Raw genomic sequence first — 15,519 nt, 5'->3', positions numbered from 1 at the left:
GCCGCCCGGCTGCCCGGCCCTCACCCGCGGGCCGCCCCGGCCCCCCGGCGGCCGTACCCCCGGCGCGTACCGCCCCGAACGCGCCAGGGCCCCTCGCCTCCCGGGTGGGAGGAAAGGGGCCCAGGGCGGCCGGAGGCCGGCCGGAGGTCACTCCGTGCGCAGGCCCTCCGGGCGCATCATGCGCAGCAGCGGAGGCAGGCTGAGCACGGCCACCGCCAGGGCGATCCCCGCGCCCATGCCGGTCATGGTCAGCACGCTCGGCCAGTCGATGCTCAGGGCCGTGGCCGTCATCTTCAGCAGGACCGTGCCCAGCGTCAGGCCGACCGCCAGCGACAGCAGCAGCCCGAGGGTGATCGGGACCGCGGTCTGCCACAGCACCGACAGGCTGAGTGTGCGCCGCCGGGTGCCGAAGGCGACCAGCGCCGACAGCAGCTTCCTGCGCTCCCGCAACTGCTCCAGCTGGGAGACCAGCAGGCTCGCGCCGATCAGCGCCAGCACACAGGTGGCGCCGACGAGCAGCCCGGTGCGGATGGAGGTGAACTTCTCCGACTTCTGGCTGGACGTCCAGACCATCACCTCCGCGAACCGGTCCACGTCCGCCGCGGTGTTGCGCACGTACTCGTGCACATCGCGCACGGAGCCGTCGATCGAGACGTAGACCTGGGCGGAGGGCTGCCCGGCCGAGGCCGGCAGCGCGCCCCGCGTCAGCAGGAAACCGCCGTGCTCCATGCCCGTGGGGTCCGTGATGGCGCGGACCTTCTTCAGGCCCTGCGGCACCGTCCAGCGCACCTCGTGGGGGGCCTCCATCCCCTGGGACGTGTCCATGTACAGCTTCTTGCCGGGCTTGGCCAGGGCCGGCGTGTCCGTGTCGTACTCGGCGCCCCGGACGGCGAAGACGTCACCGTCACGGCAGGAGGGCAGGGCCGCCACCTCGCGCAGCGCCGCGCAGTCGCCGATGGTCACCTCGGAACTCAGCTTGGGGCCGTCGGGCGAGGCGGCGGTCGTGCTGCCGACGCTGGCGTTCGCCAGCGCGACGGCCTTGCGCACCCCGGGCGTCTGCCGGAACTTCGCGACGGCCGGGTCGGTCGCGACCCCGTGCGAGAGCTGCACCTGGATCTGCGCCCGGTCGAGGTCGTTCTTGGAGACCTTGGTGTAGTCGCCCTCGATCCCCGCGAACAGCATCTGCAGGGCGATGGCGCCGGCCACGGCGACCGAGATGCCGTTCACCGTGCGGGCGGCGGTTCCGCTGTTCAACTGAAGCCGCCGCACGGCCAGTTGCCAGGAGACCGAGCCGCGGCCCAGCCGGGCGACGACCGCCTCCACGATCCACGGCAGCAGCGCGGTCACACCGATCAGCAGCAGGATGACACCGCCGGACACCAGGTACTGGTTGAAGTCGCCCTTGTCGCGCCCCTTGCCCATCATGGGGGTGAGCATCGCCAGGCCGGCCACCGGCAGCAGCAGCCGCCACCACAGGCGGCGCCGCGTGGGCTTGGCCGTGCGGACCACACCGAGCGGTTCGATGACCACCCCGCGCAGCGCGAGCAGGGTCACCAGCACCGCTGCCGCCGGGACGGCGACGGCGACCAGCGCGGCCAGCGCCGGAGACGGGTTGAGGTAGCTGGGGAACACGCTGATCCCGACGATCTCCATCGACCCCGCGGCCTCGCGGCCGAGCAGGAAGAAGACCGCGCCGAAGACCAGGCCGAGCAGTGCGCCCGCCAGGGCCTCGCCCGCCGCGATCCGGCGGGTCATCCGGCTGTCGGAGCCGACCAGCCGCAGTGCGGCCAGCCTGCGGTCGCGCCGGTCGCCGCCGAAGCGCACGGCCGCCGTGATGAACACCGCCACCGGCATCAGCAGCACCACGAAGACGACCAGCACCAGCAGGATCAGGACCGGGTCCTGGCGCTCGGGCATCCGGTGGGGCGAGCCGTACTCGCTGATCCGCGCGGTCTGCCAGCCGTTGATGTGCGGGGCCAGGCCCTCGGCACCGGCGTAGTAGGCGAGTTCCTGCGAACCGATGAGCCCGCTCTCACTGATCGTCCCGGTCACCCGGTAGGGCAGCCGGCCGCGCAGCAGTTTGCCGTCGTCGGAGTCGAGCAGCTTCTTCAGCGCGGGGGAGACCACCATGTCACCCGGTGCCGGGTAACCGCTGAGCCCGGGCGCGAGCGGGGCGCGCGGTCCCTCGGGCTCCACGAGCCGCCCGCGGATGTCCTTGTCCCCGAACGTCGTGTTGATGTCGGAGATGACGAGGGTGTTGTCGGCCTTGGGCTTGACCTTCTGGCTGTACGTGTAGTCGGAGCGGGCCTGGTCGCGTTCGTGCCGGACCGACAGCGCGGTCGGCAGCGCGGTCGTCAGCAGCAGCAGCGCGACGCCGAGCCCGACGCCGACGGCCGTCAGCAGCACCCGGGTCCAGCCCTCGCGCCCGCCGGTGAAGGCGAACTTGGCGCCCATGCGCAGGTCGCGCGCCCATCTCTGGACGAAGGAGGAGGCGCGCGGCGCCTCGGGCCGGGTGGCGGGGGACGCCGGGTGGGCACTCATACGACGCGCTCCATGTCCCGTGACCTGCCGTCGCGGACGACGATCTCGCGGTCGGAGTACGCGGCCACCCGTGCCTCGTGCGTGACCAGCACGACGGCGGCGTTGGTGGAGCGGGCGGCCTCGGTGAGCAGTTCCATCACGCGCTCGCCGTTGAGCGAGTCGAGCGCGCCGGTCGGCTCGTCGGCGAACAGCACCCGGGGGCCGGTGACCAGCGAGCGGGCGACCGCGACGCGCTGCCCCTGACCGCCGGAGACCTCGCCGGGCCGCTTCTTGGCGAGGTCGTCGACCTCCAGCCGGCTCATCCAGGTGAGCGCGGTGCGTTCGGCCTCCTTGCGCGGGGTGCCGTTCAGCCGCAGCGGCAGGGCCACGTTCTCCACGCAGGTCAGCTCGGGCACGAGCTGGCCGAACTGGAAGACGAAGCCGAACTCCGAGCGCCTGAGCGCGCTGCGCTGCGCGTCGGACATGGTGGCCAGTTCCCGGCCGTCGTAGAGGATCGAGCCCGAGTCCGGGGTGACGATCCCGGCGAGGCAGTGCAGCAGCGTGGACTTGCCGGACCCGGAGGGTCCCATCACGGCGACGACCTCGCCGGGGTGGATGGAGAACTCGGCGCCGTCCAGCGCGGGAGTGGGGCCGTAGGCCTTGCGCAGGTCCTGGGCCGACAACAGGGAGCCGGGGGGAGGAGTCACCGGGTCACCGCCTCACGGAGTTTTTCGAGGCGCGCGGCGGTGAGTTCGAGCCACCGCAGATCGGCCTCCAGATGGAACAGGGCGTGGTCGCAGATCAGCTGGTCGGCCAGGTCACCCTTGCGCTTGCGGTCGGTCAGGATCCGCATGCTGCGCAGGTGCTCGGACCGCTGGGTGTCCAGCACGTCAGCCGCGTCGCGCTCGGTGAGCAGGGCCAGGACGACCTTGGTGTAGAGGGTCGACTGGAGGTACGGCTCGGGCTTCTCGGGCGTGGCCAGCCACTGCTCGACGTCCGTGATGCCGGCCGCGGTGATGGCGTAGCGCTTGCGTTCGGGGCCGCCGCCGGCCTCGATCCCGTCGACTTCGACGAGACCGTGCTTCAGCAGCCGCGACATCGTCGAGTAGACCTGGCCGTAGTGCAGCGGCCGGTCGTGGCCGAACGTCTCGTCGAAGGCCCGCTTCAGGTCGTAGCCGTGGCGCGGTCCGGACTCCAGGAGCCCCAGAAGGGTGTGACCGATGGACATGCGGAGCACTCTACACACCGTGTATACGCACGATGTATACGCCCAGTGTGCAGTGGATGGCCCGGTGTCAGGGCGGAGGGTGGAACCGCAGGTGGGAGGCGTTTGTCACGGTTGTGCTACGGGCGGCGGGCGGGCCTGGAGGCTCCGTGGCCGCCGCCCGGTGCGGGCCGGTGCGCCGCCGCTCGGGCCGAGGGTGCGCCGCAGCGGGCGAGGCGGCGGCCGGTGCTACTGCGGTCCCGGCGGTGTCCTGCGCGGGGGCCGCCCCCGGCGGGGCAGCGGGCCGGTCCCGCCCGGCAGGCGGCCCGCGTCCGCGAGGGCGCGGCGCAGCAGGAACTCGATCTGGGCGTTGGCCGAGCGCAGTTCGTCCGACGCCCAGCGCGCGAGGGCGTCGTACACCGAGGGGTCCAGCCGCAGCAGCACCTGCTTGCGCTGCTGCGGCCGGCGCCGGGGGGCGGCTTCGGCGGTCCCCTCGGCCTCCGTGACCCCCTCGGCCCCCTGGCTCCCCTCGGAGGGATCCGTCGCCGGGGTCACTGGTAGAGCGTCCCCGTGTTGAGCACCGGCTGCGGTGCCCGGTCCCCGCAGAGCACCACCATCAGGTTCGACACCATCGCCGCCTTCCGCTCCTCGTCCAGTTCCACGATGTCCTGCTCGGCGATGCGGGCGAGCGCCGCCTCGACCATGCCGACCGCGCCGTCCACGATCTCCCGCCGGGCCGCGACGACCGCGCCCGCCTGCTGCCGCTGGAGCATCGCGGAGGCGATCTCGGGAGCGTACGCGAGGTGGGTGAAGCGTGACTCGATGATCCGTACCCCGGCCGCCTCCACGCGCGCGTGCAGTTCGACGGCGAGCTTCTCGGTGATCTCCTCCGCGTTGCCGCGCAGGGACAGCCCGCCCTCGTCGTGGGCGTCGTAGGGGTACTCGATGGCGATGTGCCGCACCGCGGCCTCGGTCTGCGTGGAGACGAACTCCAGGTAGTTGTCCACCTCGAAGGACGCCTGCGCGGTGTCCTGGACCTTCCAGACCACGACCGCCGCCAGCTCGATCGGGTTGCCGTAGGCGTCGTTGACCTTCAGGACGGCGGTCTCGTGGTTGCGGACGCGGGTGGAGATCTTCTCGCGGGAGGTGAGCGGGTTCACCCAGCGCAGGCCGTCCTCGCGGATGGTGCCCCGGTAGCGCCCGAAGAGCTGGACGACCCTCGCCTCGCCCGGCGCCACCATGTTCAGCCCCGCCATGGCGAGCAGCGCCGCTATGCCGACCAGGACGCCGGCGACGATCAGCGCGGCCTTGCCGCCGCCGGTCAGGCTCGCGCCGCCGGCGACCAGGGCCACGGCCGCGAGCAGGCCGAGCAGACCGAGCAGCAGGGCGAGGCCGCCCTTGATGCTGTGCGCCGCGAACTCCCGCACCTGGGGTGCGGGCATCTCGGGCGCGTCGGCCGTGGTCACCGCGGGTGGAGTGGCTGCGGACATGGAGGGTCCCCCCGTTTCTCGTGGAGCGTGCGAACGGCAGCCGCACTAGCTTCTGCCTAGCTAAGTGATATCACTTTAGCGGCGGACGGCAACCCCCGAACCCTCCCGGACGTCGGTTCACTTGGGGGCGGGTGCTGATTGTCACGTCCCTGAAGGCCCGGATCGGGGCCCCTTTGTCACAGAGAGCGGTGTTAGTTTTCTGAGCTGACCTGAACGACGTACGTGAGTGACAGCCGAGACATCCGAGACGGAAGCGGAGCGAACGGACGCATGGGACGAGCGGAAGAAAGACGAGCGCGACAGCGCGGTGGCCGCCGCGCGGCGCCCCGGCGCTCGACCGTGACACCGGCGACCGGCGTCGGGGACGGCGGCGCTCCGGGCGGCCGGGCCGCGGCCCGGCGCGCGGCCAGGCCCGCCAAGGCCAGGAAGAGCGGCATACGCCGCCTGTTCACCTGGAAGAAGATCCTCGGCACCTTCCTCGGCGTCTGCCTGCTCGGCATCGGCGCCTTCGTCGTGCTCTACATGCTGGTGGACATACCCAAGGGCAACGCCGCCGCCGAGCGGCAGAGCAACGTCTACAAGTACAGCGACGGCACCATCCTCGCCCGGGACGGCGAGATCAACCGCGAGAGCGTCTCCCTGGACAAGGTGCCCAAGGACGTCCAGCACACCTTCGTCGCCGCCGAGAACAAGTCCTTCTACCACGACTCCGGCGTCGACCTGAAGGGCACCGCCCGCGGTCTGCTCAACACCCTGACCGGCAAGGGCACCCAGGGCGGCTCGACGATCACCCAGCAGTACGTCAAGAACTACTACCTCACCCAGGACCAGACCGTCACGCGCAAGCTGAAGGAACTGGTCATCTCCCTGAAGGTGGACCAGCGGGAGAGCAAGGACGAGATCCTCGCCGGCTACATCAACACCAGCTACTACGGCCGCGGCGCCTACGGCATCCAGGCCGCGGCCCAGGCCTACTACCGCGTCGACGCCCAGCACCTGACCGTCGAACAGGGCGCCTACCTGGCCGCGCTGCTCCAGGCGCCGAGCCAGTACGACTGGGCGGTGGCCGGCCCCAACGGCAAGCGGCTGGTGCAGGCCCGCTGGAACTACGTCCTCGACAACATGGTCAAGCAGCACTGGCTCGACGCCGGCAAGCGCCAGGCGATGAAGTTCCCGGTGCCCAAGGAGCCCAAGGGAGCCCCCGGCCGCGAGGGCCAGAAGGGCTACCTGATCGAACTCGCCAACAAGCAGCTGGAACAGCAGCTGATGAAGGAACAGGGCATCACGCAGTCCCAGGCGGAGGCCGCGGTCGTGGACCGGGGGTGGACCATCACCCTGAACATCGACCGCAAGAAGCAGGCCGCGCTGGAGGACTCGGTCAAGAAGCAGCTCACCAGCAAGCTCGACCCGAAGAAGCGCAAGGTCGACGCCGACGTCCAGGCCGGGGCGGTCTCCGTCGACCCGAAGACCGGCAGGATCGTCGCGCTGTACGGCGGCCAGGACTACTTCAAGCACTACATCAGCAACGCGACCCGGCGGGACTTCCAGCCGGCCTCCACGTTCAAGCCGGTCATCCTGGCCGCCGCCATGGACGAGGGCGCCAAGACGCAGGACGGCCTGCCGATCGACGCCAACACGGTCTACGACGGCACCAGCGAACGCCCGGTCGTCGACCACGGCGCCAAGGTCGGCTTCGCCCCGCCCAACGAGGACGACGTCAGCTACGGGAACATCACCGTCCAGTCCGCCATGAACAAGTCCGTCAACTCCGTCTTCGCGCAGATGGGTGTCGACGTGGGCATGGAGAAGGTGATGGCGACGGCGAAGAAGCTCGGCATGGACACCGAGGGCATGCAGGCCGTGCCCGCCCAGACCCTCGGCTCCATGGGCGCGAGCCCCCTGGAGATGGCCGGGATCTACGCCACCCTCGACAACCACGGCAAGAAGGTCACCCCCGGCATCATCGCCGCCGCCGAGAACCGGACCCGGAAGGTCTCCGTCACCGACCCGATCGGGGACCAGGTCATCAGCCGCGAGGCCGCCGACACGGTCACCTCGGTCCTGACCGGCGTGGTCGACGACGGTACGGCGCGGACGTCGGTGGCCGACAACCCGCTGCGCGACGGGCAGCAGGTGGCGGGCAAGACCGGTACGTCCGACAACAACTGGTCGGCCTGGTTCACCGGCTACACGCCGGACCTGGTCACCTCGGTCGGGCTGTTCGGCGAGAACCCCAAGACCAGCAGGCACACCACGATGACCGGCGCCACCGGCCTCCTGCCGGGCAAGGGCCGGATCAACGGCGGTGGCTACCCGGCGGAGATCTGGGCCGGGTACACCTTCGGCGTCATGGGCGACACCAGCAAGTTCGACCTGGACACCACGCAGGGCGCGGCCAAGCAGCTGCCGAGCCGGACGCCGTCGATGACCCAGTCGCCCACCCACTCGCCGTCGATGTCGCCGAGCCACTCGCCGACGCAGCCGTCCCACTCCGCGAGCCAGCCGCCGCCGAGCCACTCGGCGACGCAGTCGCCCAGCCACTCGCCGTCGATGTCGCCGAGCCACTCGCCGACCGCGCCCGACCCGTCGACCAGCACCTCGACGGACAACCCGCTCGACCCGAACGACCAGCAGCACCTGCACGGCCGCATGCCCGGGCAGTAGCCGACGCCGCGACGCCGGCGGGACGGCGGCCGGAAGCCGGGAGCACGACGGCGGAGAGCCGGGAGGACGAGGGCGACGCCCTCGTCCTCCCGGCTCTCCGGGCCCGTACGGTCAGCCGCGGTGCAGCTCGAACCACACCACCTTGCCGGTGCTCAGCCGGGTCGCGCCCCAGCGCCGGGCCAGCCTGTTCACCAGGTACAGGCCCCGGCCGCCCTCGTCGGTGGCCCGCGCCTGCCGCAGCCGCGGCAGCTGCGGCACGTCGTCGCCGACCTCGCAGCGCAGCACGTCCGTGCGCAGCAGCCGCAGCGTCACCGGGCGCGAGGCGTACCGCACCGCGTTGGTGACGACCTCGCTGACCAGCAGCTCCACCGAGTCGGTCAGCTCCTCCAGACCCCAGCGCGCCAGCGCCCGGCGGGCCAGCCGGCGCGCCCGCGACGGAGCGGAGTCCTCCGGCTCGAGGAACCAGTACGCCACGTCGCTCGGCGCGATCCCGTCGAAACGGGCGGCCAGCAGCGCGATGTCGTCGTCCCGGTCGCCCGGGCCGAGCATGTCCAGCACCTCGTCGCACAGGGCTTCCAGGGGCGGCGGATGGTCGGGCCCGGTGAGCTGCGCGGTCGCCGCCAGCTTCTCGCGCAGCTGCTCTATGCCGGTCCACACGTCCCGCAGCCGGGACTCCACCAGACCGTCGGTGTACAGCAGCAGCGTGCCGCCGGCCGGCGCGTCCAGCTCCACCGCCTCGAAGTCCACGCCGCCCACACCGATCGGCGCGCCCGGCGGCACCCGCAGCACCTCGGCCCGGCCGCCCAGGTGCAGCAGCACGGGCGGCGGATGACCGGCGTTGGCGATGGTGATGCGGTGCGAGACCGGGTCGTAGACCGCGTACAGGCAGGTCGCCATGCGGTCGGTGCCCAGGCGCTGCGCCTGTTCGTCCAGGTGGTGCAGCACCTCCTGCGGCGGCAGGTCGAGGCCCGCCAGCGTCTGCGCGGTCGTGCGCAGCTGGCCCATGATCGCCGCCGACGTCATGGAGTGCCCCATCACGTCACCGACGACGAGCGCGACCCGGCTGCCGGGCAGCGGGATCGCGTCGTACCAGTCGCCGCCCACCCGCGCCGTCTCGGCGGCGGGCAGGTAGCGCGAGGCGAGCCGTACACCCGTGGGGCGCGGCAGTGTCTCCGGCAGCATGGTGCGCTGCAGCTCGTCAGCGATGTACGCCTCACGCCCGTACAGCACCGCCTTGTCGACACCGAGCGCGCTGTGCGTGGCCAACTGGGCGGCGACCAGCAGATCGTCGGCCTCGAACGCGGGGCGGTCGGGGCGGCGCAGGAAGAGCGCGGCACCGATGACACGGCGCCGGCCGCGCAGCGGCGCGAGGATCGTGCGCTGCCCGCCGGGCACCGCCAGCTCCGAGTCCTCGCCGAGGAGTTCGGCCAGCGCGGCGCCCGCGGACGGGGTGTCGGTGAACACCGGCCGCACGCCGCGCAGCACCTCGCCGAGCGCACTGCCGGGCCGTACCTCGCACAGCTCGTTGGTGACCACGGACAGCTCCGCCGGCTGCTCGGGCGGCGGCACGGGCAGGAAACCGGCCTCCAGGTCCCGCTCGGCCGGGATCCGGTCGGTGCGGCGCAGCCGCAGCACGAGCGGGCCCACCGGCCGCTCGTCGCCCACCGGCAGCGGCTCGCGCAGATAGACCAGGATCGCGTCGGAGAACGTCGGCACGGTCGCCCGGCACAGACCCATGACGATCTCGTCCAGGTCCATACCGCGCGCGATGCGCCGCGTCGCCGCGCCCACGAACCGCAGCCGGTCGCCGTCGCGGCGCATCGGCAGCGGCCGCCCCGGCGGCAGGCCCTGCCCGGTGCGCCGGTCCGGCCCGTCGGGTCCCTGCCGGTCCGGCCCGACGGGCGGGCCCGCCGTGTCAGAGGCCGCGGCGCCCGAGGACGCCGCCGGGTCCGCAGGACCCGCCGGAGGCACGGGGGCCGCGGGGACCGTACGGGCCGTCTCCGCGCCGCCGGCGGTACGCGCCGCCGCCTCCGGCTGGGCGGGGATGCCCTCCGGGGCGGGGCGCGGCCGGTGCGGGTCGGGCTCGGTGGAAGCGGGCTGGGAATGCTCGGGCCCGGCCCCGGCCGAACCGTCGGCTGCGGTCGCCGTGCCGGAACGCGGGGCGGCTCCGGAGGGCTCGCCCTGCGCGGCGCGCGCCGCGGGGCAGGGGGTCGCGCCCTCCGCGCGCGACTGCAGCGGTAACGCCGTCTGCGGCGGCTGCGGGGTACGCAGAAGGGCCCCACGGGAGTCCGTGGGGTCGGCGCCCGGCTGGGGGCGTTCGAAGGAGGTCGGCTGCTCCGTCACGCGTGTCGCATCCATCCGTCCGGGGCTGCGCGCCGGGCGCGCGGTTCGTCCCGCCGAAGACCCGATACCCGGAACACGTGCCCCGGGAACGGAATTCCGGCGTGGTCAGAGGCTGTTCCTGTGCCACCGGCGGGCCGTATGCGCCCCGCTCGGGTCGTGCCCTGGTACCCCTCGCTCACGTGCTGCCGCCCCTCGGTGACATACGGTCAGACTCTCGGCCGGACGCGGGAGTTGCGCCGGCCACGTGCCCCCCTGCGCCCTTGCGGAGGACGATCCTACGGTTCCTGTCCGGGGGCGCATCAAGGGTCTCATGAGGACACATGCGCGGGCGTACGGTCCCAGTCCTGTGGCAGTGACGGTACCGCCCAGGACGGGTCCGGGCGCCAGTGCTGCCAGTCGTCGCGGAACGGCGGGCCCCAGGCGCGGATCACCTCCACCGCGCGGCGGCCCGCGGCGCGCACGCGCGCGGCCAGCGCGTCGTCCACCAGGCCGTCCCGCTGCGCCTGCGCGAACTCGTCCTCGTCCCGCCACTGCCAGCCGCGGTCCGGCTGCACGGTGATGTCCAGGAAGTGGTCCTCGGAGTCGACGCCGCCCGCCCAACGGGCCAGCGGCTCCTCCAGGTTCACGTACCAGTTCTTGAACCGCCAGCCCGGCTCCCAGAACAGCCACACCGACCAGGGCTCGCCGGGCCGGGCCAGCTTCAGCACGCCCGTGCCGAACCAGCGGTCCCGCTGCACCGCCCGGGGCTTGGTGTAGCGGGACGCCAGGGGTTCGAGGTGCACGGGCGTCCCGTCGGCGAGGACCGGCCTGACGCACTCGGTGCCGGGCGCCAGCCACACCGCCAGCAGCTCGGCGTCGTCGCGCACGACGGTCACGGGACGCGCGATGTGGAAACCCGGCCCGCCGTTCGCCCGGTAGCGCCACAGGATCCGGCTCCCGGGAGCCCAGCGGGCCGTCGCGCCGTCCGCCTTCACGTCTCTCACCGCTCCGTCGTCTGCCATGCACAGATATTAGGTGTCATGGCCATGGGGCGGGACGGTCGGCGTCGCGGTTCACACCGGTGCGCCGAGCCCCGCCGTCACGGATGCGTCATCCGCAGGACGTCCAGGGCCTCGTCGAGCTGTTCGGCCGTCAGGTCGCCGCGTTCGACGTACCCGCCCTCCAGGACGACCTGGCGGATCGTCTTCTGCTCGGCGAGCGCCTTCTTGGCGACCTTCGCGGCCTCCTCGTAGCCGATGTACTTGTTGAGCGGGGTGACCACCGAGGGCGAGGACTCGGCGTACTCCCGGGCCCGCTCGCGGTGGGCGGTGATGCCGTCCACGGTGCGGTCGGCGAGCAGCCGGGAGACGTTGGCCAGCAGCCGCACCGACTCCAGCACGTTCTTGGCGATGACCGGCAGCATGACGTTCAGCTCGAAGTTGCCCGCGGCGCCCGCGGTGGCGACGGTGGCGTCGTTGCCGACGACCTGCGCGGCGACCATCAGGACGGCCTCGGGAACGACCGGGTTGACCTTGCCGGGCATGATCGAGGAGCCGGGCTGGAGGTCGGGCAGGGAGATCTCGGCGAGTCCGGTGCGGGGCCCGGAGGACATCCAGCGCAGATCGTTGGCGATCTTCGTCAGGCCCACGGCGATGGTCCGCAGCTGCCCGCTGGTCTCCACGATCCCGTCCCGCGCGCCCTGCGCCTCGAAGTGGTCGCGGGCCTCGGTGAGCGGCAGCCCCGTGACGCGGGCGATCTCCTCGATGACGGCGGCGGAGAAGCCGGGCGGGGTGTTGATGCCGGTGCCGACGGCGGTGCCGCCCAGCGGCAGTTCGGCCAGCCGGGGCAGGGAGGCCCGCAGCCGCTCGACGCCGTAGCGCACCTGGGCCGCGTAGCCGCCGAACTCCTGGCCCAGGGTGACGGGCGTGGCGTCCATCAGGTGGGTCCGCCCGGACTTCACGACGTCGGCGAACTCCTCGGACTTGCGGGAGAGCGCGTCGGCGAGGTGCTCCAGGGCGGGGATCAGGTCCCGGGTGACGGCGGCGGTGGCGGCGATGTGGATCGAGGAGGGGAAGACGTCGTTGGAGGACTGGGAGGCGTTGACGTGGTCGTTGGGGTGCACGTCGCGGCCCAGGCGCTCGCCGGCGAGGGTGGCGAGCACCTCGTTGGTGTTCATGTTGGACGAGGTCCCGGACCCGGTCTGGAACACGTCGACCGGGAAGTGCTCGTCCCACGTGCCCGCGGCGACCTCCTCGGCCGCGGCCTGGATCGCCTCGGCGACCTCCTTGTCGAGCACCCCGAGTTCCGCGTTGACCTTGGCGGCGGCGCCCTTGATCCGCGCGAGCGCCTCGATGTGGGCGCGCTCGATCCGCTGCCCGGAGACGGGGAAGTTCTCCACGGCCCGCTGTGTCTGCGCCCGCCACTTGGCGTGCGCGGGAACCTGGACCTCGCCCATGGAGTCGTGCTCGATGCGGTATTCACTCATACCGGGTACAGCGTGTCAGGGGGTGGGCTTGTTCCGGCCGTTGGGCCGGACGGGTGGCGGGTGCGGGGGCGGCCGCCACCCGTCCGGGGGCGCCCGAGCCGTGGGCGCGGTGCCCGCTACGGTGCGCCGTCGTCCGGCGACAGGTACGAGCAGAAGAGGCCTTCGGGGTCGTAGCGCGTTCTCAGGGCCCGCAGCCGCTGCCAGGCGTCGGGGGTGAAGGAGCGGCGGGCGCGCGACGATGCCGCGGTGAGGTCCGTCTCGGCGATGCAGTGCCCCGTTCCGAGGGGTTCGACCCGGTGCATCGCTTCCCGCAGCCAGCCGATGTTGGCGGCGTCCTGACCGGGGTCGTCCCAGACGGCGTAGGGGACGACGTAGCTCTCGCCGAGCGGCGAGAAGGCCATGTCCTGCGCCGGCCGGCCACCGGCGAGACCGGGGCGAGGACCAGCGATCTGCGCGAAGGGGCCGAGTCGACGGCCTCCGCCAGCCGGCCGAGCAGCGCGGGGAAGCCGGCGTCCGACCACAGGGTGTCCGCCGCGTAGCGGAGCCGCGGCGGCCACAGGGCGCTGGAGGCGGCGTACAGGGACTCGTACGTCATCGGTTCGTCCCGTAGCCGCGACAGGGCGCGTCCGTCCAGGGGACAGCGGTCCAGCGGCCGGAGGAACTCATCGGCTTCCCGCCGTGACGGGGCGAAGACGGTGCCGGTGACGGTGACCACCGTGGAGGCCGGTCCGGTGCCGGGGGCCGCCGTACCCAGGGCGAAACTCAGCTCGACGTCGGGGGAGAGGCGCGGGGCCAGCCCGGTGGCCCACTGTGTCGCCTCTGTGACGTCCGCCAGGGGAAAGGTCCACCGGGTGCAGGTGATCGCGCCGGGACGGGGATACGGCTTGAGGTGAAAGGCGGTGACCGCGGCGAAGAAGCCGGGACCCGCTCCACGGACCGCCCAGAACAGGTCCGCGTGTTCGCTCTCGCTGCACGTGACCGGCTCCCCGTCCGCGGTCACGGCCTCGACGCGCTCGACACCGGCGCACGCCGGCCCGCGGGCACCGGAGTTCCAGCCGAGCCCGCCGCTGAGGAGGTAGCCTCCGACGGCGACGGACCCGCAGTGGCCGGCGGGGAAGGCGAGTCCGTGATCGCCGAGCCACGAAGTGAGCTGCGCGCCCGTGACACCGGGCTGCACCGTCGCCGTCGCCGAGGCGGGGTCGACGGTGCAGGCGCGAAGCCCGGACACGTCGATGAGCATGCCCCCGTCGCGCAGCGGCGACCCGCACCAGCTGTGCCCGCCCGACCGCACCGCGACCCGGAGCCCCTCGGACCGGGCCAGGCGCACCGCCTCCACGACATCGCCCGCGGACGCCGCGCGCACGATGACGTCCGGGAACCGAGCCGGAACGAGCGCGTTCCACACCGCGGCCCTGCGGAGGTCCTCGTAACCGTCGTCGTCCCGCCGGACGGCGAGCGCCCCGAGACCGCGTATCCGCGTGTGGCGGCCCATCACGTGCCTCCTCGCCGGTGCCCCGAAGCCCGTTCAGGCCCTCGGGCAGCGAAGTGGCGAACACCGGGACCGTGAACGACTCTGAAGGAGAGATGCGAGGAGACGCCGAGAGGCGCCGTCGGGTGACCAGCCGGAGCGGTCGGGCTTTTTCAGGCTACCTCCCGGCCCGCGAGCACACGACCCGTGAGCGGCAGCGGATTTCCGGGAAACACCATGAAACCGGTGAAGGCCCTCGGATGAATCCCTTCGTCGGCTGAAACCGTCGGTGTGAGAAACACGCGTGGGTCCTTTTCCGCGTTCCGCGTGCGCCTTTGACGCCGCATGTGCCTCCGTGCCGTGTGCGGATTCACGTGGTGACGCTGAAGATCACGAGGAGTATCGCGTAGCACGCGAGCACCACGGCCGCGCCCGCCAGATCGGTGCGCCGCGAGCGCGGCCGGTCGGGGGCCAGCCAGAAGGCCAGGCCGCGATTGACGACCAAGGGCATCAGGAACCAGGTCAGAATCCCCACGCTCAGCACGTTGCCGACGAAAAGGCCGAGGAACCCCGCGACGCCGGCCCGCGTGAGGGCGGCGGACACGGTGAGGTTGAGCACCATGACGGTGGGATAGAGCGCGAGAAGAACGGACATGGCCTGCTTCCAGTTGGGCGGGACACCCGCCTCCTCGCCGCCGCCGAAGCGGAACCACCCGCTGAAGGCGGACGCGATCTCGCGCACGTCGAATTCCGCGAAGGATTCACGCCCCTCGGCCAGGAGTTTCCTGCGGACGTCCGACTCCAGCCACTGCTCGAGATGTTCACGGCTGTCGAACCGGAACACGACGACCCACCGGTCCTGAATTCCCTCGACCGGCGCGAAGAGTTCGGATCCCATGAACCCCCGGAACTTCTGCTGGGTCCTCAGCACCTTCTCCTGCCAGTGCACGAAGTCCTGCTCGTGGCCCGGCCGCACCTTGTGCGAGATGACGGCCGTCACGGCTTCCTGAGCGGGCTGCCCTCCGCTGAGGACTTCCTGGGAGGGTTCTTCCTCGAACAAGTCACGGCCCTCGTCGAGGAGTTCGCGGCGCCTCGCCGACCGGAGCCAGGCACTCAGCCGGCCCACGTCCGAGAAGCGGAACACCACGACCCACTGGTTGTCCTCGGCGGCGTCGGGCGGGTACAGCTCCGTTCCCTCGAAGCCGTCGAAATCGCGCACGGCCCCGTTCACTCGTTCCTGCCAGTGCTCGTAGTCGTCCTCGCGACCGGGGACGACCTTCTGGGAGGTCACGACGGTGGCTCCGGCTCCACCACGTCCGCGGTTTGCGCTGGCGCTCATGCGGAGTAGCGTAATCCTAAAGGGACT

11 protein-coding genes and 1 pseudogene are annotated in these 15,519 nt (G+C 72.2%); 1 reads left to right on the top strand and 11 read right to left on the bottom strand.

Annotated features, from left to right (window positions below; translation table 11 throughout):
* Nucleotides 1-147: 147 nt before the first annotated feature.
* The 5 genes from AC6I72_RS11520 to AC6I72_RS11500 form a co-directional block, all read right to left on the bottom strand.
* Nucleotides 148-2,454: an ABC transporter permease gene (locus tag AC6I72_RS11520; protein ID WP_498004652.1), complete on the bottom strand. Its 2,307-nt coding sequence runs from the start codon at nucleotides 2,452-2,454 to the stop codon at nucleotides 148-150.
* A gap of 83 nt (nucleotides 2,455-2,537) precedes the next feature.
* Nucleotides 2,538-3,227 carry an ABC transporter ATP-binding protein gene (locus tag AC6I72_RS11515; protein WP_498000697.1) on the bottom strand — a complete coding sequence of 230 codons (690 nt, stop codon included), beginning with the start codon at nucleotides 3,225-3,227 and terminating at the stop codon, nucleotides 2,538-2,540.
* Nucleotides 3,224-3,748 carry a PadR family transcriptional regulator gene (locus AC6I72_RS11510; RefSeq protein ID WP_498000696.1) on the bottom strand — a complete coding sequence of 175 codons (525 nt, stop codon included), beginning with the start codon at nucleotides 3,746-3,748 and terminating at the stop codon, nucleotides 3,224-3,226. The genes AC6I72_RS11515 and AC6I72_RS11510 overlap by 4 nt, the downstream gene beginning before the upstream one ends.
* Nucleotides 3,749-3,973: 225 nt before the next feature.
* Nucleotides 3,974-4,279: a type II toxin-antitoxin system antitoxin gene (locus AC6I72_RS11505; protein WP_498000695.1), complete on the bottom strand. Its 306-nt coding sequence runs from the start codon at nucleotides 4,277-4,279 to the stop codon at nucleotides 3,974-3,976.
* On the bottom strand, nucleotides 4,276-5,214 hold the full coding sequence (locus tag AC6I72_RS11500) for an SPFH domain-containing protein (protein WP_498000694.1): 939 nt from the start codon (nucleotides 5,212-5,214) through the stop codon (nucleotides 4,276-4,278). The genes AC6I72_RS11505 and AC6I72_RS11500 overlap by 4 nt, the downstream gene beginning before the upstream one ends.
* 270 nt (nucleotides 5,215-5,484) lie before the next feature.
* On the opposite strand from AC6I72_RS11500, the gene AC6I72_RS11495 reads away from it, so the two are divergent.
* Nucleotides 5,485-7,878 carry a transglycosylase domain-containing protein gene (locus tag AC6I72_RS11495; protein ID WP_498000693.1) on the top strand — a complete coding sequence of 798 codons (2,394 nt, stop codon included), beginning with the start codon at nucleotides 5,485-5,487 and terminating at the stop codon, nucleotides 7,876-7,878.
* Nucleotides 7,879-7,989: 111 nt separating this feature from the next.
* Here AC6I72_RS11495 and AC6I72_RS11490 read toward each other — a convergent pair whose 3' ends face one another.
* The 6 genes and pseudogenes from AC6I72_RS11490 to AC6I72_RS11465 all read right to left on the bottom strand — a co-directional run bounded on the left by AC6I72_RS11490 (nucleotide 7,990) and on the right by AC6I72_RS11465 (nucleotide 15,492).
* Entirely contained in the window at nucleotides 7,990-10,221 is a 2,232-nt protein-coding gene (locus AC6I72_RS11490) for a SpoIIE family protein phosphatase (protein ID WP_498000692.1), read from the bottom strand.
* 308 nt (nucleotides 10,222-10,529) lie between these two features.
* Nucleotides 10,530-11,222 (bottom strand): cytidylyl-2-hydroxypropylphosphonate hydrolase, encoded by a 693-nt coding sequence (gene fomD, locus AC6I72_RS11485; RefSeq protein WP_498000691.1) that lies wholly within the window; start codon nucleotides 11,220-11,222, stop codon nucleotides 10,530-10,532.
* 77 nt (nucleotides 11,223-11,299) lie between these two features.
* Nucleotides 11,300-12,685: a class II fumarate hydratase gene (locus AC6I72_RS11480; RefSeq protein ID WP_498000690.1), complete on the bottom strand. Its 1,386-nt coding sequence runs from the start codon at nucleotides 12,683-12,685 to the stop codon at nucleotides 11,300-11,302.
* 116 nt (nucleotides 12,686-12,801) lie between these two features.
* Nucleotides 12,802-13,086 (bottom strand): hypothetical protein, encoded by a 285-nt coding sequence (locus AC6I72_RS11475; protein ID WP_498004878.1) that lies wholly within the window; start codon nucleotides 13,084-13,086, stop codon nucleotides 12,802-12,804.
* A gap of 626 nt (nucleotides 13,087-13,712) precedes the next feature.
* Nucleotides 13,713-14,177: pseudogene (locus tag AC6I72_RS11470) on the bottom strand (FAD-binding oxidoreductase); the annotation flags it as partial.
* A gap of 346 nt (nucleotides 14,178-14,523) precedes the next feature.
* A complete protein-coding gene (locus AC6I72_RS11465; RefSeq protein WP_498000689.1) occupies nucleotides 14,524-15,492 on the bottom strand; it encodes an antibiotic biosynthesis monooxygenase in 969 nt (322 codons plus the stop codon).
* Nucleotides 15,493-15,519 lie beyond the last annotated feature (27 nt).

Source organism: Streptomyces sp. Xyl84 (genome assembly GCF_059731885.1).
This window is presented reverse-complemented; position numbering and strand designations above follow the sequence as displayed.

What these genes read in the sequence shown, in the direction of transcription:
- AC6I72_RS11520 (WP_498004652.1), bottom strand. Translation starts at nt 2,454, where the DNA reads ATGGGCGCCAAGTTCGCCTTCACCGGCGGGCGCGAGGGCTGGACCCGG.
- AC6I72_RS11510 (WP_498000696.1), bottom strand. Translation starts at nt 3,748, where the DNA reads ATGTCCATCGGTCACACCCTTCTGGGGCTCCTGGAGTCCGGACCGCGC.
- AC6I72_RS11500 (WP_498000694.1), bottom strand. Translation starts at nt 5,214, where the DNA reads ATGTCCGCAGCCACTCCACCCGCGGTGACCACGGCCGACGCGCCCGAG.
- AC6I72_RS11495 (WP_498000693.1), top strand. Translation starts at nt 5,485, where the DNA reads ATGGGACGAGCGGAAGAAAGACGAGCGCGACAGCGCGGTGGCCGCCGC.
- fomD (WP_498000691.1), bottom strand. Translation starts at nt 11,222, where the DNA reads ATGGCAGACGACGGAGCGGTGAGAGACGTGAAGGCGGACGGCGCGACG.
- AC6I72_RS11480 (WP_498000690.1), bottom strand. Translation starts at nt 12,685, where the DNA reads ATGAGTGAATACCGCATCGAGCACGACTCCATGGGCGAGGTCCAGGTT.
- AC6I72_RS11475 (WP_498004878.1), bottom strand. Translation starts at nt 13,086, where the DNA reads ATGGCCTTCTCGCCGCTCGGCGAGAGCTACGTCGTCCCCTACGCCGTC.
- AC6I72_RS11465 (WP_498000689.1), bottom strand. Translation starts at nt 15,492, where the DNA reads ATGAGCGCCAGCGCAAACCGCGGACGTGGTGGAGCCGGAGCCACCGTC.